Below are 23,319 nucleotides of genomic sequence, written 5' to 3'. Positions count from 1 at the left end.
CAGTTGCTTCGAAGTCGAAGCAAGAAGATCGAAAGGGAGAACCCCGATGAGGGCAGTGCGTTTCCACGAGTACGGCGACCCCGGCGTCCTGCGTTACGAGGACGTGGACCTGCCGGTTCCCGCGGCCGGGCAGGTCCGGGTCCGGGTGGCGGCGACGTCGTTCAACTCCGTCGACGGCAACATCCGCGGTGGTTTCATGCAGGGGCCCATCCCGGTGCGGCTGCCGCACACACCCGGCCTCGACGTCGCGGGCACGGTCGACGCGCTGGGCGAGGGCGTCGACGGCTTCGCGGTCGGCGATCAGGTGATCGGTTTCCTGCCGATGGACGAGCCGGGCGCGGCCGCGGAGTACGCGCTCGCCCCGGCCGGGGTCCTGACGCCGGCGCCGAAGAGCGTCCCGCTGGCTGACGCCGCGGCGCTGCCGGTGGTGGGGCTGACCGCCCGGCAGGCGCTGTTCGACCACGGCGAGCTGGTGGCCGGGCAGCGCGTGCTGATCAACGGCGCCGGGGGAGCGGTCGGCGGTTACGCCGTGCAGCTGGCCAAAGGCGCCGGGGCGCATGTCGTCGCGATCGCCGGCGGGCGCAGCAGCGCGGCGGCCAAGGCTGCCGGTGCGGACGAGGTCATCGATCACACCACGACGAACGTGATCGACGCGGTGACCGAGCCGGTGGACGTCGTGCTGAACCTCGCCCCGGTCGACCCGGCCGCGCTCGCCGCGCTGGTCACCCTGGTCCGGCCGGGTGGCGTCCTGGTCAACACGACCGTGTGGATGCCCGCGCCGGGCGACGAGGAACGCGGCGTGCGCGGCATCGACCTCTTCGTCCGCAGCGACGCGGAACAACTGGCGTCGCTGGTGACGCTGATCGACCGCGGCGACCTGCGCGTCGACGTCGCGGAGCGGGTGCCTCTGGCCGAGCTGCCTGCGCTGCACGCGCGAGCCGCCGAGGGCGCGGTGCGCGGCAAGGTCGTCGTCCTACCTCCCGCCTCCTGACGCCCTCCCAGTCCCGATCACCACGCGAGCGGACGACGGCACTACGCCGCCTTGTCCGAGCCCGGATCCTTCCGGGGCTCGCCTATCCCACGCGCAGTTCGTCGCCGCCGACGGTCACGACGTCGCCACGCTGCAGCTGCCGTCCCCGGCGCTCCTCGACCTCGCCGTTGACCTGGACCTGCCCGTCCTCCAGGAGCGAACGGGCGTCGGACCCGGACTCGACCACGTTGGCGAGCTTGAGGAACTGACCGAGCCGGATGGACCCATCACTGGTGGCGATCTCGCGCATACCACCATTGTCCCGCACGCCCGCCGGCCCAGCTCGGTGCACCGTGCATCCTCACGCTCACAACGATGCTGCCGTGGCTGGAGACCATCGAGGCGCCGGTACAGGTGCGTCTCGTCGTAGCTCCAGCCGTGCAGCATCACCAGCAGCGGCCGTGACTCGCGTGCACGCTCCACTTCGGACTACAGCACCGCTTCGCGGTCCATTCCCGGCTCATTCCGCGGCGAACTCGGACAGCGGATCGGTGTGCGCGGGCGTCCAGCCCAGCTCACGCTGCGCCTTGGCCGAGGTGAGCTGCTGGTCGAGGGCGAACGCGTCGGCGATCGGGCCCATCCGCTCGCGGGCCTCGTCCAGGGACAGGGAGACGGTCTTCCCGTCGAGCCCGGCGCCGCGAGCGCAGGCCTCGGCGACCTCTTTGGCCGTCGGGTTGACGCCGCCCACGCCGAGGTACACCGAGCCCGCCGGAGCCGGCAACGCCGCCACGTACAGCCGGGCGAGGTCGTCGAGGTGGATCAGGGCCCAGTGGTTGCCGCCGTCGCCGATGTAGGGGATCGCGCCGCTTTCCTTCCCCGGCTGGACGAAGAAGATGTCGATCAGGCGGTTGTCGCCCCCGTAGAGCAGGCCGGGCTGGACGATGACCGGCCGTCCGCCGTCGGCGGCCCGGGCCAGCACCGCGTTCTCGACGGCCTGCCGCCAGGCCACGATGGCCGGTGGGTTCCACGGTGCGGTTTCGTCCTGGACCCCGTCGGTGTCGCCGTAGACCCAGCTGCCGCCGGTGTGCACGTAGGTGCCGCCCCCGACGCCGTCCTGCATCGCGGTGGCCGCCGCCAGGTCCTCCTCGCCGCTGGTGGCCTGAGCGAGGTGGATCACCGCTTCCGCCCGCGCCGCTGCCTGGTTGAGCACGTCGAGGTCGGTCAGGCCACCGCGGACCGCGCTCGCCCCGGCGGCGACCACGGCCGCCTCGGCACGCTCGCTGCGCGCGAGCGCCTCGACGGTGTGCCCTTGCCGAACCAGCTCGCCGATCGTCGCGCGGCCGATGTAGCCCGAGCCGCCCGTGAGGAAGATCTTCATCACTGTCCCATCACTCGTGTTCCGTTCCTCCTCCACGGTGACCCGGGCACCCGGGGTGCGTCCAAGACCTGTTCCGCGCGCTGTGATGCCGTGACGGCATCACAGACCTGCGATGATGGGCGGGAGCGGGAGGTGCCTCAGCGTGGACTTCGACTTGCGGAAGCTGCGATATTTCGTCGCGGTGGCCGAGGAGCTGCACTTCGGGCGGGCCGCCGCGCGGCTGCACATCGCCCAGCCGGCGTTGTCGCGCCAGATCCGCGCCCTCGAAGACGAGCTGAAGACGCCGCTGTTCGTCCGCGACCGCCGGAGCACGGTCCTCACCGCGGCGGGCGAACAGCTTCTGGCCGATGCCCGGGGCCTGCTGGCGACGGCCGAAGCCGTGCACCGGAGGGTCTCGGCCGCGGCCGAGGCGAAACCGGTGCTCACCGTCGGGTTCATGCCGGGCATCGTGGTCACCCCGGCGGTGCAGGTACTGGCCCGGCGGCGGCCGGACGTTAGCGTCCGGCTGCTGCGCACCAGCTGGCACGATCAGGTGGAGGTCGTCCACGACGGCCGCGTGGACGTGAGCATCGTCAGACTGCCGATCGACCAGCGCGGGCTGACCGTGCGGCCGCTGTTCACCGAACCCCGCGTCGTGATGGTGCCAGCCGGGCACCGGCTGGCCGGCAAGGAGTCCGTGTCGGTCACCGAACTCGCCGACGAGCACCTGTTGCAGGACCCCGACGCCGTCCCGGAGTGGCGGGACATCGCCCTCGAACTGCGCAAGCCGGACCGCCCCGAAGTGCCTCGCATCAACAGTGTCGAAGAGAAGCTGGAACTCGTCGCCGCCGGAGCGGGGATCAGCGTCATCCCGTTGTCGACGGCGACGTTCTACACCCGCCCGGACGTCATCGGCATCCCGGTCGAGGACATCGGGCCGAACCAGGTGTGCCTGGCTTGGCTCGCGACGCGCCGGTCGCCGCTGATCGACGCTTTCCTCGCCGCCGCGGCAAGCCTGGTGCCCTAGTCTCGGCAAGCACTCCGGTCGGCTTCCGGGGGCGAACAGGGGGCAGGGTCGGCCCGGAGTAAGCCGGAGAAGACGCGATCGGCACCGCACGGCGTCTCCCAGGTGAGGGGCCGATCGCCCCATGTCAAGCGAAGTGCCCCCGGTGAGATTCGAACTCACACTGGACGGGTTTTGAACGGATCCCTACAAATGTCGCTGACCTGGTGTTTCAGGTGTGGGTGGCGCGAGGAGGGGGCGCATCGGGGGTGGACGACTGCAGAAGGTGCGGGCCGGGTTTGATGGACGTCCCGCACCTGGGCCTGTCGGCGGCGCAGTCCGCTGTTGGCCGTACGGGGGCCATTACGGACAGTGGTGACGGGAGGTGCAGGCTCGTAGCCCTATGATCTACAGGTCGTCGCCAAGTCGAACTACGTCCGGGGGCTAGCGTGCAGCTCACGCCACGCGAAGAAGCGCTACTGCGCGTGAGTAAGGCCGGGAAGAAGACCTTAGGCTTGTTCGAGGAAGGCCTCCATCTGACAGGCTTGACATCCCAGACGTTCGATGAACTCCGCGAGCAAGTATGCGCCGACCGGCTGTCTCTGGCGGACAGGTTCATTGTTACTGGGAGTAAGCTTATGAGGGCTAGACCTGCGGAGTACCGAAGCGCGATTAGTCGCTATTACTACGCGATGTATCACTCAGTTCGCGCGGTCGTGTATTTCGCGCATAAGGGCGATGATCATCAGGAACACTCAAAACTTCCGTCAAATTTGCCCAACGACTTCCCCGGCCACGGCCTATGGCTGAATGATCTAAAAGATGCCAGAGCTTATCGAAACGATGCCGACTATGATCCGTATCCATTGGACAATCTGAGATGGAAGGATGCGGCTAAGACGCTGGCAGCTAAAGCGCCAGTACTTGCCAAAACTGCCCGGCAGTATTTACGACAGAAAGGGTGCTCGGGAGTATGACTTCTTTGCAACCTGCCGACGTGCCGCGTTACATCCGGGACCAGTTTGGCGAACGTGATGTTGACGTCGTTGATGTTCAGGTACGAGCCTATCCTGACGAGACCAACTACATTGTCTATGTTGACGAGTCGCAGATTGCGAGCGCGGCTGAGATTGGAAATTCTCTCGATCAGGCGATCTCAGCGGCGGTTGGTAATGCCTTCATTGTCGTTCGGAGAGCAAGTCAGGAGCAGGTGGAAGCAAGACTTCGTCCACTCTCTGATGGCGTGCAAGATAACCGTGCTACTGAATTGACTCGGCTCATCAGTGCGAGATCGCGCGTTTCCGAAGCGCAGCCAAGTCTGGCGTATGTGCGAGATGCTAGGGCGAATCTTTCCGCTGTGACAGCGGGGCGACACCACCTCATCTTTGGTCGACGGGGCGCTGGCAAAAGCGCGCTATTGGTCGAAACTAAGCGAGTCGTGTCAGACGCGGGGGCATTGACGTGCTGGGCAAATATGCAAACGTTGAGGAACGAATCGGCTCATCGCGCGTTCCTGCATGTTTTGGATGAGATTCTGGCGGTGGTGGTCTCTGCCCAGCAGCAACGCCGAGCTGATTCCGTAGTGTCTTTGCAAGCGTCATCGCTGTATGAAGAGGTTACTGACCTCATCGCGCAGTCGGGAAGTGAGTATGAGCGTGTGGTCCGGCTGATCCCGCGCGTGCAGAAGTTACTTTCGAGGTTTCAGGAACAAAACGCCCTCGACGTGTATGTCTTTGTTGACGACTTCTACTACTTAGCCAGGCAGGATCAGCCGCTATTTCTGGATATGCTCCATGGCTGCGTGCGGGACACTCGTACGTGGCTTAAAATTGCATCTATCCGCCACTTGACGCGATGGTTTCAAGCGTCTCCTCCGTTGGGTCTGCAGAATATCCATGATGCGGATATTATTGATCTAGACGTGACGCTTCAAGAGCCGAAGCGTGCTAAGGAATTTCTTGAGAGTATTCTTCATCAGTACTCCCGGAAAGTGGGCGTGAGTTCCTTGGCGCGGCTCTTCCATGCAAAAGCTCTGGACCGCCTGGTGCTGGCATCTGGTGCTGTGCCTCGGGATTATCTCGTGCTTGCGAGCAATGCCATAAAGAAGGCGCAGGTCCGCCCAAACGCCAAGCTGGTGGGCGCTCAGGACGTTAATCAAGCCGCTGGCGATGCTACTCAGGCAAAGATCCAAGAGCTTGAAGAAGATATGGCATCGAATGTGGACATCGCAACCCGAACTCTTGAAGCGCTGCGTCGGCTAAGGAAATTCTGTCTGGACGAAACTAGCTACACATACTTCCTTGTTAGTCATCGAAGCAAGGAGGATGATCCGCGACGTTACAATACCTTGACGGATCTTCTGGATGTGAGGCTCATCCATCTGATCGACGCAAGTGTGTCGGACTCCCATACGGCGGGTCAACGCTACGAAGCGTTCATGCTTGATTTGAGTCAATTTTCCGGTGCGCGCCTAAAGCAAAAGATCCAGGTGCTTGACTTCGTGGGTGGCAGGATCGTTTCGCATAAGACTCGCAGTTCGGAGAAGCGGAAGATTGGCGACAGTCCATTGCAGGTGATCTCAATTCTGAGAAATGCTCCCACGTTGGATCTAGGCATTCTTCCCGCAGAGGTTGATTAGTTGGCCTAGACGGTTTGCATCTTGTGGGCAACATACGCAATTGACCGGTAATCTTGTGGGAGTTGCTAACCTTTACTAGTTGGTGGCAGAGGTGGTCCGAGCAGTGCCAGATTCTCGATCAATGACGCCGAGGGGTAGCTAGTTGGCGAAGGCATCGGCTTTCAGCGAGGAGAGCGCACGGCAGTCCTTGCTGTTGGTGTGCGAGCGCGCGGGGTTAGACCCAGATGGGGCTGAATTGATCCGCCTCGGTTCAAATGCCGTTTTCAGGCTGACCAGGCCGGTGATCGTGCGGCTCAGTCCAGGCCGCGACGAGATGGAGAGCGCCCACAGGCAGGTGGCGGTTGCCCGGTGGTTGGAGGCTGAGCGGTACCCCGCGACTAGAGCGCTCAACATCGAACAGCCGATCGACTGCGAAGGCTGGGTGGCGACCTTCTGGGAGTCCGCTTCGGAGCGCGAGGAGTATGCGCCGCTTGTGCAGGTTGCCGAGTTGCTGCACATGCTGCACCAGCTTGAGGCGCCCCGTTCACTCGACTTGCCTGAAAAGCGCCCCTTCCACGAACTGGATCAGCGGCTGTCCGTGCTGGCGCAGGTCGACTACTCGGACGCCGCCTTCCTTCATGAACGGGTGACAGACCTCCGCACCCGCTATGAAGCCTTGGACTTCGTCCTCCCGGCTGGTGTGATCCACGGCGACGCAAACGTCGGCAACGTCATCCTCGATCGCGATGGAAACCCGCTGCTCATCGATCTCGACAGCTTCAGCGTCGGGCCGCGGGAGTGGGACCTGGTGCAGACGGCGCTGTTCTACGAGCGTTTCGGCTGGCACACCGAGCAGGAGTATCGCGATTTCGTCGAGGTCTACGGGTTCGACATCATGAGGTGGCCCGGTTATCCCGTTCTTGCGGACTATCGAGAGGTCGCAATGACGTTGTGGCTCGCGCGCAAGGCGGCTTCCGACCCGAAGGCTGCCGACGAGGTGCGTAAGCGCGTGGCGGCGATCAGGACCGGGGGAGACCGTCGCGACTGGGCACCTTTCTAGCGTCGTTCGGAGTCCACAGCCTGGTGGTCGCTGCCCGCTCCAGGAAGCCGGCGACCACCGGGCTCTTTCCGACCTTGGCGAGGCGTTGCCGGAACTCGTTGACGTAGGCCCCGCATCGAGCGGACTTGAGTTGCTCGCCGAGCTGGAGAGCGTTGAGAGCCACCTCGCAAGCCTGCTCGGCTTCGCCCTGGTCGAGGTAGGCGTCGGCAAGGACCATCGTGGCGAAGAAGTCGCTACGCACGTAACCGCTCGGCGTCGGTCCGAGTGACTGCGAGGCGTAGGTGGACGCGTTGACGGCCCGTCTGAGGTCGCGGTTGCAGTGGCCCAGCTCGGCAGCCAGCTCGGATTCGTTGAAGTACGAGAACCAGTCGGCCGGGTCGTCCTCAGGCTTACTACGCTCGAATTCCCGGACGGCGGCGGACATCGCGTGGTCGCAGCCGGCCGCATCGCCGAGACGGGCGAGGGCCCGTGCCTCCATCGCGTAGAAGTGCGCGAGCGCCAGCGCCGACCCCGCGGTTTCGGTCCCCATCCGTGCTGCTCGCGCCAGGTTGGCCGCCTCGCGGTAGTTCCCGAGGAACGTGGCTTGGTGGCTCATCGCATCCAAGATGCTCGCACCGAGCAGGCGATCTTCGGTCGACTCGGCGAGTCGAAGTGCCTGGATGAAGTACCGCTGGGCGAGCCCGTGCAGGCCGGCGTCGTAGGACATCCATGCGCCGAGCAGAGTTGCCTGGGCGGCAGCTCGGAAGAGGCCACGGCCGATCTCGTCGGTGTACGTGCCTTGCAGCACCGCTGCGAGGTCGGTGCGCAGGAACTCCACGAGTGCCCGTCGCGCGTGCCCACCGCCATGCTGGCCGTCGAGGCGATCGAACAGCTCGATGGTGCTCTGGATGCCGGTAATGTCGGCGGGTCCGACGCGACGCTTCCCAGTGCCGCTGGTCAGGTCGCGCCGGGTGGAGACCAGCCACGAGAGCGATGCGTCATTCCAGGCCGCAACGTTCGCCGGTGCGGTCAGGAGAGCGGTCAGACCATCGAGATCCCCTTGCCAGAGCCCGGTCAGTACGCTCACGCCGTCCGACGCCGTGTCCGGGTATGCCAGTCCGAGGTCGGGGGAGACCGTCCGACTCCCGCCGAAGCCCACTTCATGCGGCTCTATGGGCCGACCAAGCCGTTTGGCGAGAGCCGCAGTGATCGCCCTTCGTGTCTGCTCATCGCGGGGGACCATGCCGTCCAACCAGCGCCGGACGTACGTGTGCGTGTAGGTCCGTCCTGCCTGTTCTCCCACCGCACGTGCGAAGACCTTCAGTCCGACAGATCCGTCGTCCTTCAAGAAGCCGGCCTCGCGCATCAGAGCAGCAAGCTGCTCGTTGCCCCCCATCTCACCTCCGACTGTTCCCCCAGTGTGCGAGTGTGCCCCCTAGTGTGCCCTGTTTCCGCTGGTCAATCGCCGCTTTCATAGAGGCATGGCACACAACACCGACTCACTGATCGGCCGCTTCGAGGCGGTCGAGACGCGCTTCCAGTGCAGCCACCGCACGCCTGAGATCGGTCAGCGCGTGGCGTACGTCAGCGAGGGAGATGATCGGCATCTCGGTCGGCGGCTCGTCGGCGACGTACACGCCTACCGAGGCGCGGGAAACCAGCCAACCTTCGTCCTGCAGTAGGGCAACGGCTCGCTGGAGGGTCGGCAACGAGACGTCGTGCTGCTGCGCCAGCTCGCGGTTGCTCGGCAGGCGATCGCCGGGCTTCAACTGCTCGCGTGAGATTGCCTCGCGAATCGCAGCGGCGACGCGCTCGAAGGGTGCCAGGCCTGCGGTTTTGTTCCCCATGGCGGCGAGTCTAGCTGTCTGACCAGTCCTGACCAAGGTTACACACGAACGGAGTAGCGACAGACTGACCAAAGCTGACTATGGTCAACCTTAGTCGCTGGAACCCGAAGTTCGAAGGGCTCGGACCGCGACCCGGGGCGGTGGTCGCGCAAACCCACTGCATTTGTCGTTTGAAAACTTCATGTACCCGGCCTGGCTCGGAGAAAAGCTAGGGGCGGACAGGTAGCTAAGCCGTAAGCGACCCGCCTAGTCCGTCGCCCTGATGCAAGCAACTGGGCAAAATGCGAATTTTCGTCCTCTGAATCAGACAACGCGGCTGGTCAGAGCTACATGGGTCGAGTGGTGCGACTCGATTGAGTCGCACCACTACCCATTTTCCAATGTCCGTTTCGACGAAGAGAGTTGATATGGATTCGATTGTGATTGAGCGTCCCGTTTTGGTGGCGCTTCGACTGTCGGAGGAGCGGGCGGCTGAGGGGTATCTGGCCGCGCGTCGGGAGATGGTCCGCCTGGCCGCGCGGGTCGCGTCGATGCGGCAGCTCGTCGCGGAGCAGCCGGCGCGCGCGGACTACCGGGCCGCGCTGCGGGAGGCGCAGGTCGCGCATGGTGCGGCCGTGGAGCGCGCCGGGCTGGCCTATCAGCGGTGGCAGCGGGCGCAGCTGCGAGCCGACGCGCAATGGACCGCGACCGAAGGGCGGGCTGCCTGATGAAGACCGTGCTGATCACCGACCGCAGGGCCAGCGAGGCGCTGTTCCCGCTGTTCGACGACGACATCGCCTCAGTGGCGAGGGAGGACCAGATGGCGGCGGAGATCGCCGAGATTGACGCCCTGATCGAGGAAGCCGAGCGCGGCTGGGCCGCGGCCGAGCAGGTCGAGACCTTCCGCCTGTCGCGGGAGCTGACCGACCAGGTCCGCGCCCGGCGCACGACGCGGCGGGCGGCGCAGCGAGCGCTGCGGTCGCTGCCGGTCCGGCTCGATGGGATCACGGGGGAGGCGGCCTGATGCGGCATCGTTCGGTTCGGGCGTTGGCGCTGTTCGGTGCGTTGCAGGCGGTGTTCTCCGACGTGCACCCCTACTGCGACCAGATCGTGCAGTCCAGCGAGGACGCCTCCAAGAAGGGTCTGCCGGGGCGGGAGGGCGCGAAGCACTGCGCCCGGCACGTCGCCACCTACACGGCAGGTCAGACGGTCGCCTCGGTCGCGGTGACTGCGGCGCTGGGCTACCGGCTGCCGCTGCGCGCGCTGGCCGCGGGCACGGCGGTCAACGCGGTCACGCACTACGTGATCGACCGGCGCGAGCCGTTCAAGCGGTTCCTGCGCTCGCGGTTTGTCGGCAAGGGCGGCTACCTCGCCCACGCCACCGTCCAGCGCCGAGAGGGCGTGGTCGACGAGGGCGGCCCCGGCACGGCGCTGATGGAGATGGACCAGGCCGCCCACCGCCTCATCGGCGTGGCCGCCTCGCTGCTGACCACCTACCTCGCCACCCGCAACCACCACTGACCAGGAGAAACGTCATGCGACTGAAGAAGAACCGCAAGGGCAGCAACGACGTCGTGCAGCTCAACGCGCTGACCCGGACCGGCGTCTGCGCCGGGTGCGGCAAGCGAGTCGGCAAGCACTCCAACTGCTGCGGCAAGCCCGCCTGCTCCCGCCGCATCGCCTCCCAGCTCTGACCCGACCACCGTCCAGGAAGGACACCCGAACAGCGATGGCAAGCAAGTTCAAGACCCGGGAACTGCCGATCCAGGAAATCACCCGCGGCCACGTCGTGCAGGGCACCGACGGCGGCTGGTGGCACGTCACCAAGACCGATGTGGACATCGCCGGGAAAACGGTCGTGCTCTACGTCCGCTCGGAGGCCACCGGCAAGTCCGGCTGGTTGCAAGGCCCCATCGGCGACCTGCGCACCGTCCGCCGCTGAGGGGAGAAGCACATGGATTTCCACTTGCAGGTCGGCCACATCAGCGGCCCGGCGGTCGTCAACGGCCGGGTCTACTACTCCCGCAACGGCGTCTCGGTCAACGGCAGCACCGTCACCGACGCCGCCACCGGCCGCCGGTTGTCCGGCCGTCCGATCCCGCACCCCGAACGCGGCTCGAACATGGTTTGCCGCGACGACCAGGTGTGGATCAACGGCGTCCGCATCGACCCCGAGGAGGGCTGATGCGCACCCGCACCGTCCGGACCGCGCGCCCGCCGCAGCCGATCACCGACGCGGAGTACCTGGAGCTGTGCGAGTGCCGCTGCCCACGCATGCGCGGCACGCACATCGCCGGTCACTGCGGCAGCGCCCAGACACCGCCGCCGACCTCCGGGGAGGCCGCTCGATGACCCGACTCCTGATCACGGACCCCGGCGCGGCGCATCCCGCCAAGAACGCCGCCGCGCCGGGACTCCCCACCCAGCCACTTCCTGACCAGAACGGAGAGACACCCATGGTCGCACAGGCCATCTACCACCAGGCCGCACAGCGCACCGGCTACCGCTACGAGCTGCTGGTCGCGCCGGTGGAGATCATCGCCCGCCGCCACCGCGAGGGTCAGTCGGTCTCGCAGATCACCCGCTACATGCAGTCCCAGCTCGGCCCGGATCACCGGGCCGCGTCGCGGAACTTCGTGGAGTGGGTCATCGCCCAGACCGGGCGGGGTGGTTCCCGGTGAACCCGCAGAGCCTGACGGTGCCGGTGTGGGCCGAGCTGCTGGACACCTCGGGTGAGGTGATCGAGCTGGCGCCGCTGAAGGTCGTGGTCCGTTACCGCGCCGACGACCCGTACGCGATCGGCCTGGACTTCGAGGTCGGATCGGATGTGTGGGTGTGCTGGCAGCTCGCGCGGGACCTGCTGGCCGCCGGGCTTGCGCTGGATCCGATGACCGGGAGCGCGGTCGGCGATGGGGACGTGGTGATCTCCCCGGCCCGGGACGTGCCGTGGCGGGTGTGGATCGAACTGCGCTCGCCCTCCGGTGCCGGGCGGTATGCGTTCAAGCGCGACACCCTCGCCGAGATCCTGGCCAAGACCGAGGCCCTGGTGCCGCCGGGCACGGAGTCCGGCCGCATCGACTGGGACCGGGAGATCGCGGTGCTGGGCGGTGAGGCCGCATGAGCGCCCGGCTCGCCATCGGCACCAGCCCGACACAGATCAAGACCCTGGCCATCCGCCGCTACGAGACGACCACCGGCAAGCGGTGGCGCGAAGCCGACGCCGAGGCGCGGTCGGCGTGGCTGGCGAAGACCGAGCCGGTGATCCGCGCCGAGGAAGGCATCGCCGCCGACGCGGTGTGGCGGGACGGGGCGTGGCAGCCCGCCGGCCAAACCGACCTGTTCTCCCTGCCCACCGCCGAGACAGAGGTGTCGACATGAGCAAGACCAAGTTCGCACTGCCCAAGTCCAACAAGCTGCGCAAGGCGTTCTGGCTCGCCGTCGCCGCGGTCATCGTGGTGTGGATCGTGCGCAACCCCTACCAGGTCCGCGACGGGCTCGACCAGCTCGTGCACGCGGTGTCCGTGGTGTTCTCGGGCTGGGGAGGCGGTCAGTGATGGCCGATTTTCGCAGGCTCGCTGTGCGCAAGCTCGCCGAAGCGGAGCAGGCGGTGTCGGAGTGGGCCGATGTCATCCGCCAGGGCGCCGAGAGACGCCTCGGCAGTGGCGAGGCCGAGGACGTTGTGGCCGACGCCGCCTACGGGCAGGCGCTGGCGCTCTTCCGACTGGTGCGCAACGCCGCGACGGCGTTCACCGAGCACGCCGAACAGATCGAGCGGGGTGGTCGGTGATGTCGATGTTCGAGGTGCTGCGCACGTTCGGCACGAAGGCGCTGTTGAAGTTCGCCGGGGCGGTGGGGTTGTTCCTGCTGCTGCATCTGATCCGGATCGTGCCGGTGCTGATCGCGAAGGTGATCGAGGTGTGCATGCGGCGGCTGGACGCCTTCATCGTCGCGCAGGCCAGCCGGGCGCCCACCGGGCCGGTCAACCAGTTCTTCCATCCCACCCACGTTCCTCGGGAGGAGGCCGTCAATGTCCACGCCTGAGCACACTTCGCGCACCGGTCACGGCGGACAGGTCCCTGGGTCGCCGGTGACGCGCCGCTCCGGGGCGGTGGTGTCCAGCTCTACCGCGACCCGCACCACCCGCGCGGTGACGTGGGCGGGCTGGCACCTGGGCGAGCTGGCCGGCGTGTTCGTCCCGATCGGACTGGGCGCGGTGTGGTGGGAGGGCTTCTACGCCGTGTCGGTGCTGACCGCGCTCGGCTGGGCCGCCCATGAGGTGCGTGCCCGTACCAGCCGCCGCGGTCCGTCCACGAAGGACAGGAAGGGCCCGACGTGACAGTGCGCATCGCGGAGGTGGCCACGGCGTGGACGGTCGTGGTCACCATTCCGACCGGGGAGACCGTGGCCGCGGGGAACTGGCCGGACCTGATCGAGGCCCGCACCTGGGCACGCGACACGAACCGGTCGCGGCTGGCCCGGGTGCGGGCGGTGGTGCCGCTGGTGTCGGCCGGCGGCTTGACGACGGAGCTGGAGAGGGGTGTGTGGGGATGAGCTGGGCCGAGGAGCGGCGGGAGAACAAGCGCGCCGAGGCCATGATCCGGCGTGAGGACGCCGCTGCGGCGGCGCAGGTGCGGATCGCGGAGCGGCAGGCGAGCGCGCGGATCAAGCGGGAGGATGAGCAGGCCCGGCTGGACGCCAAGCGGCAGGCCGCTGCGGCGCGGCGGGAGCGCCGCGCCGCGGCTTGGCGCGGTCTGCGGTCCTGGCTGGGCGAGCGGGTCGTGGAGTTGCTGATCTACCCGATCGCGCTGCTGTCCTTCGCGCTGGCGGCCCCGTCGATGGCTGCCTACGGCACATCCGTGTACGGCTCCGCCCTGGGGGCGCTGCTGCCCGGGATCACCGAGCTGGGGATGTGGGCGTTCGCGATCGCGGTGGTGATCGAGCGGCGTCGGCACCCGGCGAAGTCGGTGTGGGGGCTGGTGACCGGGGTGCTGGTGTTCGGCGCGGTCGCGTTCGGCATCAACTTCACTCACGGCCTGACCGTCGCCTGGGACCACGGCGTGGTCATGGGCACCGCCTCGATCGCCGGGGTGGTGGCCCACCAGCTCACGCTGGCCGCGCCGCCGCGATCCCGGCAGGAGCGGCGGGAGGCCCGGATCGAGCGCGCCGCCGCCCGCAAGATCGCCCGCATCCGCAAGGCCGCGGTCCGGCAGGCGGTCGCCGAGATCGACGAGACCGGCTCGGCCCGCCTGGTGTACGCCCCGGGCCGGTACGTGCTGGCCGGGCGGGCACGTCTGGAGTCGGCGATCGTGCCCGGTCTGCCCCCGGCGGAGTCGACCGATTGGGACCGCGAGCTGGCCGATCTGCTGGCCCAGCAGAACGCGGCCACCGCCACCGGGTCGGCGCGGGAGATCGACCCGGACGGCACGGCGGGGGACTCGATCGAGGGCGGCTCGATCGCGACCCTCGACCGTCCCGGTGACCAGCAAAAATCGAGCAATCGTCGGCCGAAGATCGGGGGTCGTCCGGGGCGCTCGATCGAGCAGTTGCGCGCCGAGCTGGACCGGGTGCTCAAGGCCCGTCCGGGCTCGATCGACCCGACCAAGGCAGAGCAGATCCGCAAGGCGCTGCGCTGCTCGCCCAAGTCCGCGCGGGAGCTGCGGGATGACTACCTGAAGGGAGGCGAGAGCCGATGACCACCAACCAGGAGCCGGAGGCCGATCTGGCGCGGGTGCACTACCTGCCCACCCGCCGCGCCGAGGGAAGCCCGGTCGAGGCGGATACGGAGGTGATCGAGGGCGAGATCGTGACCGACGCCGAGTACCGCGCCCGGCAGCGGCAGTTGGCGATCGAGCGCTACCGCGGCTACCGCAACGACATCGTCACGGTCGGCCGCGGCACCCGCACGATGGTGCGCTGGACGGTGCAGAAGGGCCGGGAGTGCGCGGACAGCCCGATCGGGAAGTTCGCGCGCCGGCACGCCACCTACTTCGCCAAGGGGGTGGAGGCCGAACGGCAGCGCAAGAAGGCCGAACACGGCCAGGCCGACGCCCGCGCCGCCCGCGCCCGGGCCCTGGACCAGGGCGATCTGGAGCTGGCGGCGCGGCTCAACGAGCAGATCCAGCAGGCCCGACACACCCGCGTCGACACCCTCACCAAGTGGGTCGAGCTGCACTGGTCGGCGGGCAAGAAGGCGGCATTGGCGCTGGTCATCGCCCTGGGCGTGGCGCTCGTGGCCGGGGTGATCAATGGGTTCGGCCACTGGCTGGGCCCGTGGAACGCCAGCGACGTCCTGCACACCCTCGGCGCGATCGTCACCACCACCGGCACCATCGTGGGCTGGAGCGTGGCGCACTGGTGGGCGTTCCTGCTGGCCGGGCTGGGCGTGTGGGGCAGCCGCCGCTGGAAGGACGGGCAGAAGCTCGGCGAGCAGGTGCTGCCCGCGCACCTGCGCCAGACGGGCAAGCGCGTGGCCTACGTCGAGCTGACGGAGAACGCGCTGGTCGCGGCGCTGGCGAACATCGGCGTCGCGCGCCTGTCGGCCGCGATCAAGGAGGGCTGGCCCAACCGGGACACCGACCACGCCTGGGTGCGCCCGCCGATGATGGCCGAGGGCGGCAAGGCCTACACCGCCAAGCTGCGCCTGCCGATGGGCGCCGGGGTCAAGGATGTGGCCAGGGCCAAGGATCTGCTGGCCCACAACCTGGGCTGCCGCCCGCAGGAGCTGTTCATCGACCCGGACGAGGACGACCCGACCGTGATGGACCTCTACCGGCTGGAGCCGGGGGTGCTGCGCGAGCCGGTCGACCCGTATCCGCTGCTCACCGAGGGCACGACGGACTTCTTCTCCGGGTTCCCGGTCGGCATGAGCCCGCGCGGCACGGTCGTGGAGACCACCGTGTGGGAGCGCAACTTCGTGTTCGCCGGGCGCATGGGGTCGGGCAAATCCACCATGATCAAGGCGCTGCTGGCCGGGGCCGCGCTGGACCCGCTGGTCGACATCGACGTGTTCGTCTTCGCCGACAACTTCGACTTCGACCCGCTGGCCCCGGTCCTGTCGACCTTCCTCAAGGGCGACAGCGAGGCCAACGTGCAGGCCTGCCTGGAGCACATCAAGGGCTTGCAGGCCGATCTCGCGGTGCGCGGGCAGCTGCTGGTCAAGCACGGCATCACCGAGGTCAACCGGGAGGTCGCGGCGAAGGAGCCCGGCCTGCGGCCCCGGATCGTGGTGATCGAGGAGTGCCAGGCGTTCTTCCGGCAGGACGACCCGCAGGAGCGCAAGCAACTGGTCAACCTGCTGGTGCGGTTCTACTCGGCGGCCCGCAAGTACGGGATCGTGCTGGTCTTCGCCACCCCGAACCCCTCGGACCAGTCGCTGCCGCGCGACCTGATGGCGGTGACCAGCAACAAGGCCTGCGGCGCCATCGACGACAAGGCCCGCAACAACATCGTGCTCGGGGAGAAGGCCCACGAAAACGGCATCTCCGCGCTCGGGTTGAAGGCCAAGACCAAGGACAGGCTCAACGACTGCGGGACCCTGATGACCAGCGGTTTCATGGACACCCCCGGGGTGGTGCGCTCGTTCTACCTCACCCCTGAGGATCTGGCCGGCATCGCCGCCCGCGGGGCGGAGCTGCGCGGCGGGGCCACCACCCCGGCGGCCCCCGCTCCCGAGGTCCGCGACCTGGTCGAGGACCTGACCACGGTCATGGTCGGCGACGACCCGGTCAACGCCGGGGACCTGGTCGGGGCCCTGCGCGGCCTGGCCCCCGGGTACAAGCCCTACCGGGAGCTGACCAAGCTCAAGCTGGTCGCCGCGCTGGCCGAACTGGGCATCAAGCCGCCCTCGACCGGCAACCTCTACCCGGTCGATCCGGTCACTGTCCGTCAACTGCACGCCGGGCGGGTCGCCCAGCTCGAACAGGGCGACCCGACCGCCTGAGTTACGGCCCCGGCAGGTCGCCGAGCCCCCGGTTTTCGGGGGTCCGGCGGCCGGCTTCCCGGCCCTGACCAGGCCGTAACTGCGTAACTTTGCGCTGATCAAGCCGGGTTACGGCCCCGATCCCCGGCTGAGTTACATCCGTAACTCGCGTGCCGGGCCGTAACCCGCTCCGTAACTCGCACCGCACCGCTCCGCGAAGCACCCGCCGCGCCCTCGCACGCCCTCACGCGAACACACACAGTCACATTCGGCGGGCTCCGGCGTCGGGCTCGCGCTGGTGCGCCACCGGCCTACCGAACTTCGGAAAGGACCCACCGATGGGACGTCCCCGCTACGACACCGACGAAGCGCTCGCGCTCGGCGCACTCGCCGCCCACGAGGCCGGGCACGGGGTGATCGCCGTCGTACAGGGCATCGAGGTCGCCCACTGCCACCTCGGCGCCACCCGCGGCTACACCCGCCACCGCGACGTCACCGCCACCCACCCCGAGATCACCCTGGCGATCCTGCTCGCCGGGCAGGAAGCCGAGGCGTACTGGCTGACCCGCTACGCCGGCTACTGGTTCGGCTCCGCCCTGCGCGCCGCCGCCGACTCCTCCGAACACGACCTGCGCGAGGTCCGCCAGCTCCGCAAACACACCGGCCTGTCCGAAGGCCGGATCCGCTCCCGCACCCGCTCGCTGGTGCGTCGGCACTGGAGCCGCATCGACCGCGCTGGACACCGCCTCTACCGCCGCGGCCACCTCTCCGGCTCCGCGCTGTGACCCCCCGCCTGGAAGGACACCTCGATGTCTGCGGACAAGCACGAATTCCGGCGGCTGACCACCGCCCACCACGAAGCCGGGCACGCCGTGGCGCACCTGCTCGCCGGCGGCACCGTGCGCGAAGTCGTCCTCTCCCGCGACGGGCGCACCGGCTACACCGAGATCGCCGAAGACGGCCCACGCGAAGGCAACCTGATGGGCTGGCTGGTGATGCTGCTGGCCGGGCAGGAAGCCAACGCCCGCTTCCTCACCGAGCACGGCTACAGCCTCTCCCGCGCCCGCCGCGTCTGCCGCGCTGCCAGCCCCGGCGATCTGCGCGAGTTCCGCGCCGCCGCGCGCGGCACCGGCATCAGCGAACACCGCGCCCGTCGCGCCACTGAGCGGCTGGTCGACCGCAAGTGGTCCCGCATCCACCGCGCTGCGCTCCGGCTCGCCGCCCGCGGCAGGCTGCCCGGCTCCGCGCTGTAGCCGCCGTCCCCTGCGCTGCTGCCGGGCCACGCGTGACACCCGCCTCCGCGCGGCCCGGCAGCCCCCAACACCGCTCGCTCAGGAAGAGGTTCGATGCCCACCCGCACCCTGCCCGCAGCGCTGCTCGCCGTCGCGCTGCTCGCCACAACCGCCTGCGAGATCCCCGACAGCACCGCGACCGTCGCCGCACCGCCCGCCGCGGGCGCCAGCCTGGCCGGGCTGCCGATCGCGCCGGAGGACACCGGCGCGCACTACGACCGCGACGACTGGCCGCACTGGTCCACCGTGCACGGCACCTGCAACGCCCGCGAACAGGCCCTGCTCGACCAAGGGCAGGGCGTGCGCGCCGACGCCGAGTGCCGCCCGATCACCGGCACCTGGGTCAGCCCCTACGACGGGGTGACCGTCACCGACCCGTCCAAGCTGGACATCGACCACCTCGTGCCGCTGGCCGAAGTCGCCCGCTCCGGCCGCATCGAGAACGGCCGCCGCGTCGGCCCCCGCACGTGGTCCCGCGCGGAACGGGAGCGCTACGCCAACGACCCCGACGTCCTGATCGTCGCGACCGCCCGCGCCAACCGGTTCAAAGGGGACCAGGACCCGGCGCACTGGCTTCCCGAGCGAGATCGGTGCGGCTACGCGGTCCGCTGGGTCGAGATCAAGACCCGCTACCGCCTCTCAGCCGATCAGGCCGAGCACGACGCGCTGGCCGCCGTACTCGCCCACTGCCCGAACGGAGGTGCCCGATGACCATCGAGAGCCCACTGGCCGAGTGGGCGCTGTTCCTGGCCGGGATGGGCTGGCCGGTATTCCCGCTGCGGCCCGGGACCAAGCGGCAGCCCGCCATCAAGAGCTGGGAGCAGCGTGCCACCACCGACCCGGACCGGATCCGCCGCGCCTGGGCCGCCGACGCCTGGAACATCGCCGTAGCCACCGGCCCCGCCCGGCTGGTCGTAGTCGACCTGGACGTGCCCACCGGCGAGGAGACCGGCCCGGACGGTGCCGCCGCGCTGGCGGCGCTGGCCGAGCAGCGGGGCGCACCGGTGCCGGACACCTTCACGGTCGCCACGCCCTCGGGCGGGCGGCACCTGTACTTCCAGGCCCCGCCCGGGGTGCGGCTGCGCAACTCGCAGGGCCAGCTCTGCCCGCGGGTGGACACCCGCGCCGGAGGCGGATACGTGGTGGGCCCCGGTTCGGTCACCGAGCAGGGCGGCTACGAACTACTGGACGAACGCGACCCGGTCGAACTGCCCGCCTGGCTCGTGCAGGTCTGCACCGAGAAGGCCACCCCGACCGCCACGTCCCGGCCGGTGGCGCTGCGCGCAAGCAACCCCTCCGCCTACGGGGCCGCCGCGCTGCGCGGCGAGTGCGACCGCGTCCGCGCCGCCGAGGCGGGCCGCCACAACGAAACGCTGGCGTCGGCGGCCTACACCATCGGCCGCAAGGTCGGCGCCGGGCTGATCGACCACGCCACCGCCCGCGCCGAGCTGATCGCCGCCGGCCAGACCCTCATCGGCCCCGAGCACTGGCCACCCACCGACGCCGAAGTCGCCCGCGTCGTCGATGCCGGGCTCACCGCCGGATCCCGCAATCCCGTCCGCCGCAAGGAGGCTGCCTGATGTACACCATCAAAGACCTGTTCAGCGGAGCCGGTGGATCCGCCCTGGGCGCCACGGTCGTCCCGGGTGTGAAGCTGATCCTGGCGGCCAACCACGATCCCCGGGCGATCGAAACCCACGCGTTGAACTTCCCCGACTGCGAGCACGACTGCGCCGATATCTCCCAGGTTGAGCCGCGCCGCTATCGGCGCACCAACATCCTGTGGGCGTCGCCGGAGTGCACCAACCACTCCATCGCCAAGGGTCGAAAGCGCGCGAGCGCGCAGCCGAGCCTGTTCGACGACGTTGCGCCGGATCCGGCGGCGGAGCGGTCGCGGGCGACGATGTGGGACGTGCCCCGCTTCGCCGAGGTGCACCGCTACGAAGCCGTGATCGTGGAGAACGTGGTCGATGCAGCCAAGTGGGAACCGTTTCGGGCGTGGCTGATGGCCATGGACTCCTTTGGCTACGACCACCACATCGTGTCGCTGAACTCGATGCACGCCCCGGCGATCGCGGCGCCGCGGGCGCCGCAGTCGCGGGACCGGATGTACGTGGTGTTCTGGCGCAAGGGCAACCCCGCCCCCAACCTCGACATCCGCCCCACCGCCTGGTGCCCCACCTGCGACCGGGAGGTCCGGGCGATCCAGGCATGGAAGGGCACCGCCCGGGTCGGCCGGTACCGGCAGCAGTACGTCTACCGCTGCCCCTCGGCCACCTGCCGCAACCAGATCGTGGAACCGTACGTGCTGCCCGCGGCTGCGGCGATCGACTGGAGCGTGCCGGGGCAGCGCATCGGCGACCGCGACAAGCCACTGTCCGAGAAGACCATGGCGCGCATCCGCGCCGGCCTGGCCCGCTACGCCGTGCCGCAGCTGGTGACCGCGGGCGGATCGTGGAACGACACCAGCTATCCGACCAGCGACCCGTTCCGGACCCGCACCACCCGCGAGGCCGAAGGACTGCTCGTGCCACTGGAGGGCCGCGAGGGCAAGGAGGCGCGGTCTACGCGCGAGGCGTTCCGGACGCAGACCACGCGGCACCAGGACGCGCTCGTGGTGCCCTACTACGGCACCGCGGACCACGCCCACCCCGTCAACCGGCCGGTGGGGGCGCTGACCACGCGGGACCGGTACGGGGTGGCGTTCATCGCCGAGCTGCGCGGCGGCGGCAGCGACGCCCGCCACGTCCGCGAACCACTGGCCACGGTGTGCGCCTCGGGCAACCACCACATGCTCGTGCGCCACAACACCGCACGCGGTGACTCCGGCTATCTGTCCACCCCGGTGACCGAACCCGCCCGCACCCTCACCACCGCTGGGCACCAGTCCCTCGTGGGCTGGCCGCGCGAGACCCCGGAGGTGGAGGACTGCACGTTCCGGATGCTCACCGTCGCCGAGATCCAGGCCGCCATGGCCTTCACCCCGGACTACGTGATCACCGGCACCAAGCGCGAGCAGGTCCGCCAGCTCGGCAACGGCGTCACCCCGCCCGCCGCCGAATGGCTCGTCCGCTCCGTCGTCGCCTCCCTCGACACCACCGTCCACGACACCTTGGAGGCTGCCTGATGCCCACACCCCGCACGCTCGACCCTGACCGCCCATTCCGGACACTCACCGCGACCGCGGTCCCGCGGCGGCCACGGACACCGGTGGTGTCCTGGGCCGACCTGGACGTGGACCGGGACGAGCTGGCCTGGCGCGACCGGGCCGCCTGCCGCGACGACGCGGAGCCGGAGGTGTTCTTTCCCGACCCGGGCGGGCAGGCCACCGAGACGGTGGCCGCGGCCAAGCAACGCTGCGCCCTCTGCCCAGCGCGGGCCGCGTGCCTGGCCTATGCCCTGGCGCGCAAGGAGCGATTCGGGGTGTGGGGCGGGCTCACCGAACGCGAACGCCGCGCCCTGCTGCGCGGCCGGCGGCCGCGCAGCAAGTCCGGCCACCGCGACCGCGAGGTCGCCCGGCTGACCCGCCTCGGCCTGACCGCGGCCGAGATCGCCGAGCGGCTGGGCATCACCCCGCGCACCGTCGTCCGCAGCCGCGCCCGCGGGCGCCTGGACCACCAACCCGGAGACGTCAAGGAGTCCTGATCATGAGCAGCACCCCGGACAACGCCCCCGACAGCGGCCAGCGGCGGCGGTTGTGGACGGTCGGTGCGGGCGGGCGGCCCCGGGTGCGGGTCGGGGCCGCACCCGAGACCATCCGCGTGCTCACCGAAGCCCTCGACTCCCGCCTCATCCCCGACACCTACGTCAGCGACGGCAACCCGGTCGCCCTGGAGTCGGTGTCCGGGGCGGCCGACCCCACCGCCGGGGACGAGGACGTGGCGCTGCCCCTGTCGGCCACCCCGCTCAAACCGCCGCTGCTGGCGTCGCTGCTCGCGCAGCACGCCGACGTGGTGCGGCCCCGGGTGGATGAGAAGGGCAACACCACCGATGTCGAGGTGTCCCCGCCCGGGCCGGTGCTGGCCGCGGTGCTCGCCCGCCGGTCGTGGCCTGGGCTGCCGGTGCTGCGCCGGATCATCTCCACCCCGGTGCTGCGGCCGGACGGCACGCTGCTGCAAGCCCCGGGCTACGACCCGGCCACCGGGTTCTACCTCGCCGCCAACACCCACCTGCCTCCGGTGCCCGACCAGCCCACCGGCGAGCAGGTCGAGGCGGCGCGGGAGTTCCTGCTGGAGCGGTTCCTGCGCGACTTCCCCTGGCGGGAGCCGGCCGACCGGGCGAACTACCTCGCGCTGCTCGTCACGCCGATCATCCGGCCGTTCACCCGCACCCTCTCCCCGTTCGGCGTCATCGACGCCTCGATGCCCGGCTCGGGCAAGACCATCCTCGCCGGGTGCGTCGGGCTGCTGGTCGGGCAGCGGGTGCTGACCTGGACCGACTCCGAGGACGAACTCCGCAAAGCCATCACCACCGTGCTCGCCGACCAGTGCGGCGCGGTGGTGTTCGACAACCTCGTGGAGGGACACGTGATCGACTCCGCCGTGCTCGCGCGGCTGGTCACCGAACGCACCTGGACCGACCGGCGGCTGGGCACCAACGCCGCCGCCACCTACCCCAACGACCGGCTCTGGCTGGCCACCGGCAACAACCTGCGCACCGGCGGGGACATGGCCTCCCGCACCGTGTGGGTCCGCCTGGACCCCAACTGCCCGCGCCCCGAGGCGCGGACCGGGTTCACCATCCCCAACCTCGACTCCTGGATTCTCGACCCCGCGAATCAGGCCACCGTGCTGTGGCATCTGCTCGTGCTCATCCTCGACTGGACCGCGGCCGGTGCCCCGACCGCGGCCGGGGTGCCGCAGATGCGGCAGTTCACCCGCTGGGCCCAGCACCTCGGTGGGTTCCTCGCCCACCACGGCATCGAGAACTTTCTGGGCAACGCCGAGCACGCCCGCGAACTCGATGACGACGCCGCCGAATGGCGAGCGTTCCTGCTGGCCTGGCACGACCTGCACGGTGAGCAGCCCCTCACCGCCCAGCAGGTACGGGGGAGCGCCGAGACCGTCGTCGGCCCCGACCCGTGGGCCGGCACCTTCCCCACCACCGCGGCCGGGAAGCCCCTGTCCACCAAAGCGCTCGGCAGGCGTCTCACCGGGCAGCTCGACCGCTGGCGCGGCGACGTCGTGCTACGCAGCGTGCCCGACCCGCACACCAAGATGCGCCTCTACTGGGTCGAGCGCACCGGCTGACTAGCCCAACCCCGGGAAACAAACCCGGAAACCCCGCAAACCCCGCGG

33 protein-coding genes are annotated in these 23,319 nt (G+C 69.2%); 29 read left to right on the top strand and 4 right to left on the bottom strand.

Translation table 11 applies throughout. From position 1 onward, the window contains the following. Positions 1-46 precede the first annotated feature (46 nt). A complete protein-coding gene (locus AMY39116_RS0315515) occupies positions 47-991 on the top strand; it encodes an NADP-dependent oxidoreductase (RefSeq protein WP_027935947.1) in 945 nt (314 codons plus the stop codon). Between the two features lie 82 nt (positions 992-1,073). On the opposite strand, the gene AMY39116_RS0315510 is transcribed toward AMY39116_RS0315515, so the two are convergent. Together AMY39116_RS0315510 and AMY39116_RS0315505 are read right to left on the bottom strand one after the other, a co-directional pair. Continuing rightward, positions 1,074-1,280: an RNA-binding S4 domain-containing protein gene (locus tag AMY39116_RS0315510; protein WP_020418550.1), complete on the bottom strand. Its 207-nt coding sequence runs from the start codon at positions 1,278-1,280 to the stop codon at positions 1,074-1,076. A gap of 210 nt (positions 1,281-1,490) precedes the next feature. Further along, positions 1,491-2,348, bottom strand: coding sequence for an NAD-dependent epimerase/dehydratase family protein (locus tag AMY39116_RS0315505; RefSeq protein WP_020418549.1), 858 nt, complete (start codon positions 2,346-2,348; stop codon positions 1,491-1,493). Positions 2,349-2,490: 142 nt separating this feature from the next. Between AMY39116_RS0315505 and AMY39116_RS0315500 the strand changes: the two genes are divergently transcribed. The 4 genes from AMY39116_RS0315500 (at position 2,491) to AMY39116_RS0315495 (ending at position 7,007) form a co-directional block, all read left to right on the top strand. Continuing rightward, positions 2,491-3,354 (top strand): LysR family transcriptional regulator, encoded by an 864-nt coding sequence (locus tag AMY39116_RS0315500; RefSeq protein ID WP_020418548.1) that lies wholly within the window; start codon positions 2,491-2,493, stop codon positions 3,352-3,354. Positions 3,355-3,779: 425 nt separating this feature from the next. Beyond that, complete coding sequence (locus AMY39116_RS46130) at positions 3,780-4,307, top strand: HEPN domain-containing protein (protein ID WP_157358561.1); 528 nt, start codon at positions 3,780-3,782, stop codon at positions 4,305-4,307. After that, on the top strand, positions 4,304-5,968 hold the full coding sequence (locus AMY39116_RS46125) for a hypothetical protein (protein WP_235716136.1): 1,665 nt from the start codon (positions 4,304-4,306) through the stop codon (positions 5,966-5,968). The genes AMY39116_RS46130 and AMY39116_RS46125 overlap by 4 nt, the downstream gene beginning before the upstream one ends. A 142-nt stretch (positions 5,969-6,110) precedes the next feature. Further along, positions 6,111-7,007, top strand: coding sequence for a phosphotransferase family protein (locus tag AMY39116_RS0315495; RefSeq protein ID WP_020418547.1), 897 nt, complete (start codon positions 6,111-6,113; stop codon positions 7,005-7,007). On the opposite strand, the gene AMY39116_RS47460 is transcribed toward AMY39116_RS0315495, so the two are convergent. Together AMY39116_RS47460 and AMY39116_RS0315485 are read right to left on the bottom strand one after the other, a co-directional pair. Further along, positions 6,967-8,382, bottom strand: coding sequence for a hypothetical protein (locus AMY39116_RS47460; RefSeq protein WP_020418546.1), 1,416 nt, complete (start codon positions 8,380-8,382; stop codon positions 6,967-6,969). The genes AMY39116_RS0315495 and AMY39116_RS47460 overlap by 41 nt on opposite strands. Positions 8,383-8,485: 103 nt before the next feature. Continuing rightward, positions 8,486-8,833 (bottom strand): GntR family transcriptional regulator, encoded by a 348-nt coding sequence (locus tag AMY39116_RS0315485; protein ID WP_020418545.1) that lies wholly within the window; start codon positions 8,831-8,833, stop codon positions 8,486-8,488. Positions 8,834-9,240: 407 nt separating this feature from the next. On the opposite strand from AMY39116_RS0315485, the gene AMY39116_RS0315480 reads away from it, so the two are divergent. From AMY39116_RS0315480 to AMY39116_RS0315365, 24 genes are all read left to right on the top strand, one after another. Beyond that, positions 9,241-9,540 (top strand): hypothetical protein, encoded by a 300-nt coding sequence (locus tag AMY39116_RS0315480; RefSeq protein WP_020418544.1) that lies wholly within the window; start codon positions 9,241-9,243, stop codon positions 9,538-9,540. Next, the gene (locus AMY39116_RS0315475) at positions 9,540-9,836 is read left to right on the top strand and encodes a hypothetical protein (protein ID WP_020418543.1); all 297 of its coding nucleotides are present in this window, start codon (positions 9,540-9,542) and stop codon (positions 9,834-9,836) included. The genes AMY39116_RS0315480 and AMY39116_RS0315475 overlap by 1 nt, the downstream gene beginning before the upstream one ends. Positions 9,837-9,859: 23 nt before the next feature. Continuing rightward, positions 9,860-10,333, top strand: a complete 474-nt coding sequence (locus AMY39116_RS0315470) for a hypothetical protein (protein WP_020418542.1) — start codon at positions 9,860-9,862, stop codon at positions 10,331-10,333. 14 nt (positions 10,334-10,347) lie between these two features. Further along, positions 10,348-10,506, top strand: a complete 159-nt coding sequence (locus tag AMY39116_RS46120; protein ID WP_020418541.1) for a hypothetical protein — start codon at positions 10,348-10,350, stop codon at positions 10,504-10,506. Positions 10,507-10,541: 35 nt separating this feature from the next. Next, a complete protein-coding gene (locus AMY39116_RS0315460) occupies positions 10,542-10,754 on the top strand; it encodes a hypothetical protein (protein WP_020418540.1) in 213 nt (70 codons plus the stop codon). A gap of 12 nt (positions 10,755-10,766) precedes the next feature. Continuing rightward, complete coding sequence (locus tag AMY39116_RS0315455; RefSeq protein ID WP_020418539.1) at positions 10,767-10,997, top strand: hypothetical protein; 231 nt, start codon at positions 10,767-10,769, stop codon at positions 10,995-10,997. After that, positions 10,997-11,164, top strand: coding sequence for a hypothetical protein (locus AMY39116_RS46115; RefSeq protein WP_020418538.1), 168 nt, complete (start codon positions 10,997-10,999; stop codon positions 11,162-11,164). Before AMY39116_RS0315455 ends, AMY39116_RS46115 begins: the two co-directional genes overlap by 1 nt. 104 nt (positions 11,165-11,268) lie before the next feature. After that, the gene (locus AMY39116_RS0315445; RefSeq protein WP_020418537.1) at positions 11,269-11,493 is read left to right on the top strand and encodes a hypothetical protein; all 225 of its coding nucleotides are present in this window, start codon (positions 11,269-11,271) and stop codon (positions 11,491-11,493) included. After that, on the top strand, positions 11,490-11,933 hold the full coding sequence (locus tag AMY39116_RS0315440; protein WP_020418536.1) for an SsgA family sporulation/cell division regulator: 444 nt from the start codon (positions 11,490-11,492) through the stop codon (positions 11,931-11,933). Before AMY39116_RS0315445 ends, AMY39116_RS0315440 begins: the two co-directional genes overlap by 4 nt. Continuing rightward, positions 11,930-12,190 (top strand): hypothetical protein, encoded by a 261-nt coding sequence (locus AMY39116_RS0315435; RefSeq protein ID WP_020418535.1) that lies wholly within the window; start codon positions 11,930-11,932, stop codon positions 12,188-12,190. Before AMY39116_RS0315440 ends, AMY39116_RS0315435 begins: the two co-directional genes overlap by 4 nt. Then, the gene (locus tag AMY39116_RS0315430) at positions 12,187-12,366 is read left to right on the top strand and encodes a hypothetical protein (RefSeq protein WP_020418534.1); all 180 of its coding nucleotides are present in this window, start codon (positions 12,187-12,189) and stop codon (positions 12,364-12,366) included. Before AMY39116_RS0315435 ends, AMY39116_RS0315430 begins: the two co-directional genes overlap by 4 nt. Further along, positions 12,366-12,599: a hypothetical protein gene (locus tag AMY39116_RS0315425; protein WP_157358559.1), complete on the top strand. Its 234-nt coding sequence runs from the start codon at positions 12,366-12,368 to the stop codon at positions 12,597-12,599. The genes AMY39116_RS0315430 and AMY39116_RS0315425 overlap by 1 nt, the downstream gene beginning before the upstream one ends. 5 nt (positions 12,600-12,604) lie before the next feature. Then, positions 12,605-12,853 (top strand): hypothetical protein, encoded by a 249-nt coding sequence (locus tag AMY39116_RS0315420; RefSeq protein WP_235716135.1) that lies wholly within the window; start codon positions 12,605-12,607, stop codon positions 12,851-12,853. Continuing rightward, on the top strand, positions 12,840-13,148 hold the full coding sequence (locus AMY39116_RS42890; protein WP_039791537.1) for a hypothetical protein: 309 nt from the start codon (positions 12,840-12,842) through the stop codon (positions 13,146-13,148). Before AMY39116_RS0315420 ends, AMY39116_RS42890 begins: the two co-directional genes overlap by 14 nt. Beyond that, positions 13,145-13,363, top strand: a complete 219-nt coding sequence (locus AMY39116_RS0315410) for a hypothetical protein (RefSeq protein WP_020418530.1) — start codon at positions 13,145-13,147, stop codon at positions 13,361-13,363. The genes AMY39116_RS42890 and AMY39116_RS0315410 overlap by 4 nt, the downstream gene beginning before the upstream one ends. Beyond that, positions 13,360-14,505: a hypothetical protein gene (locus tag AMY39116_RS0315405; protein WP_020418529.1), complete on the top strand. Its 1,146-nt coding sequence runs from the start codon at positions 13,360-13,362 to the stop codon at positions 14,503-14,505. The genes AMY39116_RS0315410 and AMY39116_RS0315405 overlap by 4 nt, the downstream gene beginning before the upstream one ends. After that, complete coding sequence (locus AMY39116_RS0315400; RefSeq protein WP_020418528.1) at positions 14,502-16,751, top strand: ATP-binding protein; 2,250 nt, start codon at positions 14,502-14,504, stop codon at positions 16,749-16,751. The genes AMY39116_RS0315405 and AMY39116_RS0315400 overlap by 4 nt, the downstream gene beginning before the upstream one ends. A 317-nt stretch (positions 16,752-17,068) precedes the next feature. Continuing rightward, positions 17,069-17,515, top strand: a complete 447-nt coding sequence (locus tag AMY39116_RS0315395) for a hypothetical protein (RefSeq protein WP_020418527.1) — start codon at positions 17,069-17,071, stop codon at positions 17,513-17,515. Positions 17,516-17,539: 24 nt separating this feature from the next. Next, positions 17,540-17,983 (top strand): M50 family metallopeptidase, encoded by a 444-nt coding sequence (locus tag AMY39116_RS0315390; protein ID WP_020418526.1) that lies wholly within the window; start codon positions 17,540-17,542, stop codon positions 17,981-17,983. A gap of 93 nt (positions 17,984-18,076) precedes the next feature. Beyond that, a complete protein-coding gene (locus tag AMY39116_RS0315385) occupies positions 18,077-18,733 on the top strand; it encodes a DUF1524 domain-containing protein (protein ID WP_020418525.1) in 657 nt (218 codons plus the stop codon). Next, positions 18,730-19,602: a bifunctional DNA primase/polymerase gene (locus AMY39116_RS0315380; protein WP_020418524.1), complete on the top strand. Its 873-nt coding sequence runs from the start codon at positions 18,730-18,732 to the stop codon at positions 19,600-19,602. The genes AMY39116_RS0315385 and AMY39116_RS0315380 overlap by 4 nt, the downstream gene beginning before the upstream one ends. Beyond that, complete coding sequence (locus tag AMY39116_RS0315375; protein ID WP_020418523.1) at positions 19,602-21,149, top strand: DNA cytosine methyltransferase; 1,548 nt, start codon at positions 19,602-19,604, stop codon at positions 21,147-21,149. Before AMY39116_RS0315380 ends, AMY39116_RS0315375 begins: the two co-directional genes overlap by 1 nt. A gap of 86 nt (positions 21,150-21,235) precedes the next feature. Further along, the gene (locus AMY39116_RS47965) at positions 21,236-21,667 is read left to right on the top strand and encodes a WhiB family transcriptional regulator (protein WP_304413075.1); all 432 of its coding nucleotides are present in this window, start codon (positions 21,236-21,238) and stop codon (positions 21,665-21,667) included. 2 nt (positions 21,668-21,669) lie between these two features. Then, positions 21,670-23,271, top strand: coding sequence for a hypothetical protein (locus AMY39116_RS0315365; protein WP_020418521.1), 1,602 nt, complete (start codon positions 21,670-21,672; stop codon positions 23,269-23,271). The last annotated feature ends 48 nt before the right edge of the window (positions 23,272-23,319 follow it).

The organism is Amycolatopsis sp. ATCC 39116 (genome assembly GCF_000231075.2).
GTDB classification, from domain to species: domain Bacteria; phylum Actinomycetota; class Actinomycetes; order Mycobacteriales; family Pseudonocardiaceae; genus Amycolatopsis_E; species Amycolatopsis_E tucumanensis.
This window is presented reverse-complemented; position numbering and strand designations above follow the sequence as displayed.

Bases quoted from the DNA above. Each gene is read 5' to 3' on its own strand.
- AMY39116_RS0315515 (WP_027935947.1), top strand. From the start codon at position 47: ATGAGGGCAGTGCGTTTCCACGAGTACGGCGACCCCGGCGTCCTGCGT.
- AMY39116_RS0315510 (WP_020418550.1), bottom strand. From the start codon at position 1,280: ATGCGCGAGATCGCCACCAGTGATGGGTCCATCCGGCTCGGTCAGTTC.
- AMY39116_RS0315505 (WP_020418549.1), bottom strand. From the start codon at position 2,348: ATGAAGATCTTCCTCACGGGCGGCTCGGGCTACATCGGCCGCGCGACG.
- AMY39116_RS46125 (WP_235716136.1), top strand. From the start codon at position 4,304: ATGACTTCTTTGCAACCTGCCGACGTGCCGCGTTACATCCGGGACCAG.
- AMY39116_RS47460 (WP_020418546.1), bottom strand. From the start codon at position 8,382: ATGGGGGGCAACGAGCAGCTTGCTGCTCTGATGCGCGAGGCCGGCTTC.
- AMY39116_RS0315485 (WP_020418545.1), bottom strand. From the start codon at position 8,833: ATGGGGAACAAAACCGCAGGCCTGGCACCCTTCGAGCGCGTCGCCGCT.
- AMY39116_RS0315480 (WP_020418544.1), top strand. From the start codon at position 9,241: ATGGATTCGATTGTGATTGAGCGTCCCGTTTTGGTGGCGCTTCGACTG.
- AMY39116_RS0315475 (WP_020418543.1), top strand. From the start codon at position 9,540: ATGAAGACCGTGCTGATCACCGACCGCAGGGCCAGCGAGGCGCTGTTC.
- AMY39116_RS46120 (WP_020418541.1), top strand. From the start codon at position 10,348: ATGCGACTGAAGAAGAACCGCAAGGGCAGCAACGACGTCGTGCAGCTC.
- AMY39116_RS0315460 (WP_020418540.1), top strand. From the start codon at position 10,542: ATGGCAAGCAAGTTCAAGACCCGGGAACTGCCGATCCAGGAAATCACC.
- AMY39116_RS0315455 (WP_020418539.1), top strand. From the start codon at position 10,767: ATGGATTTCCACTTGCAGGTCGGCCACATCAGCGGCCCGGCGGTCGTC.
- AMY39116_RS46115 (WP_020418538.1), top strand. From the start codon at position 10,997: ATGCGCACCCGCACCGTCCGGACCGCGCGCCCGCCGCAGCCGATCACC.
- AMY39116_RS0315445 (WP_020418537.1), top strand. From the start codon at position 11,269: ATGGTCGCACAGGCCATCTACCACCAGGCCGCACAGCGCACCGGCTAC.
- AMY39116_RS0315435 (WP_020418535.1), top strand. From the start codon at position 11,930: ATGAGCGCCCGGCTCGCCATCGGCACCAGCCCGACACAGATCAAGACC.
- AMY39116_RS0315430 (WP_020418534.1), top strand. From the start codon at position 12,187: ATGAGCAAGACCAAGTTCGCACTGCCCAAGTCCAACAAGCTGCGCAAG.
- AMY39116_RS0315425 (WP_157358559.1), top strand. From the start codon at position 12,366: ATGGCCGATTTTCGCAGGCTCGCTGTGCGCAAGCTCGCCGAAGCGGAG.
- AMY39116_RS0315420 (WP_235716135.1), top strand. From the start codon at position 12,605: ATGTTCGAGGTGCTGCGCACGTTCGGCACGAAGGCGCTGTTGAAGTTC.
- AMY39116_RS42890 (WP_039791537.1), top strand. From the start codon at position 12,840: ATGTCCACGCCTGAGCACACTTCGCGCACCGGTCACGGCGGACAGGTC.
- AMY39116_RS0315405 (WP_020418529.1), top strand. From the start codon at position 13,360: ATGAGCTGGGCCGAGGAGCGGCGGGAGAACAAGCGCGCCGAGGCCATG.
- AMY39116_RS0315400 (WP_020418528.1), top strand. From the start codon at position 14,502: ATGACCACCAACCAGGAGCCGGAGGCCGATCTGGCGCGGGTGCACTAC.
- AMY39116_RS0315395 (WP_020418527.1), top strand. From the start codon at position 17,069: ATGGGACGTCCCCGCTACGACACCGACGAAGCGCTCGCGCTCGGCGCA.
- AMY39116_RS0315390 (WP_020418526.1), top strand. From the start codon at position 17,540: ATGTCTGCGGACAAGCACGAATTCCGGCGGCTGACCACCGCCCACCAC.
- AMY39116_RS0315385 (WP_020418525.1), top strand. From the start codon at position 18,077: ATGCCCACCCGCACCCTGCCCGCAGCGCTGCTCGCCGTCGCGCTGCTC.
- AMY39116_RS0315380 (WP_020418524.1), top strand. From the start codon at position 18,730: ATGACCATCGAGAGCCCACTGGCCGAGTGGGCGCTGTTCCTGGCCGGG.
- AMY39116_RS0315375 (WP_020418523.1), top strand. From the start codon at position 19,602: ATGTACACCATCAAAGACCTGTTCAGCGGAGCCGGTGGATCCGCCCTG.
- AMY39116_RS0315365 (WP_020418521.1), top strand. From the start codon at position 21,670: ATGAGCAGCACCCCGGACAACGCCCCCGACAGCGGCCAGCGGCGGCGG.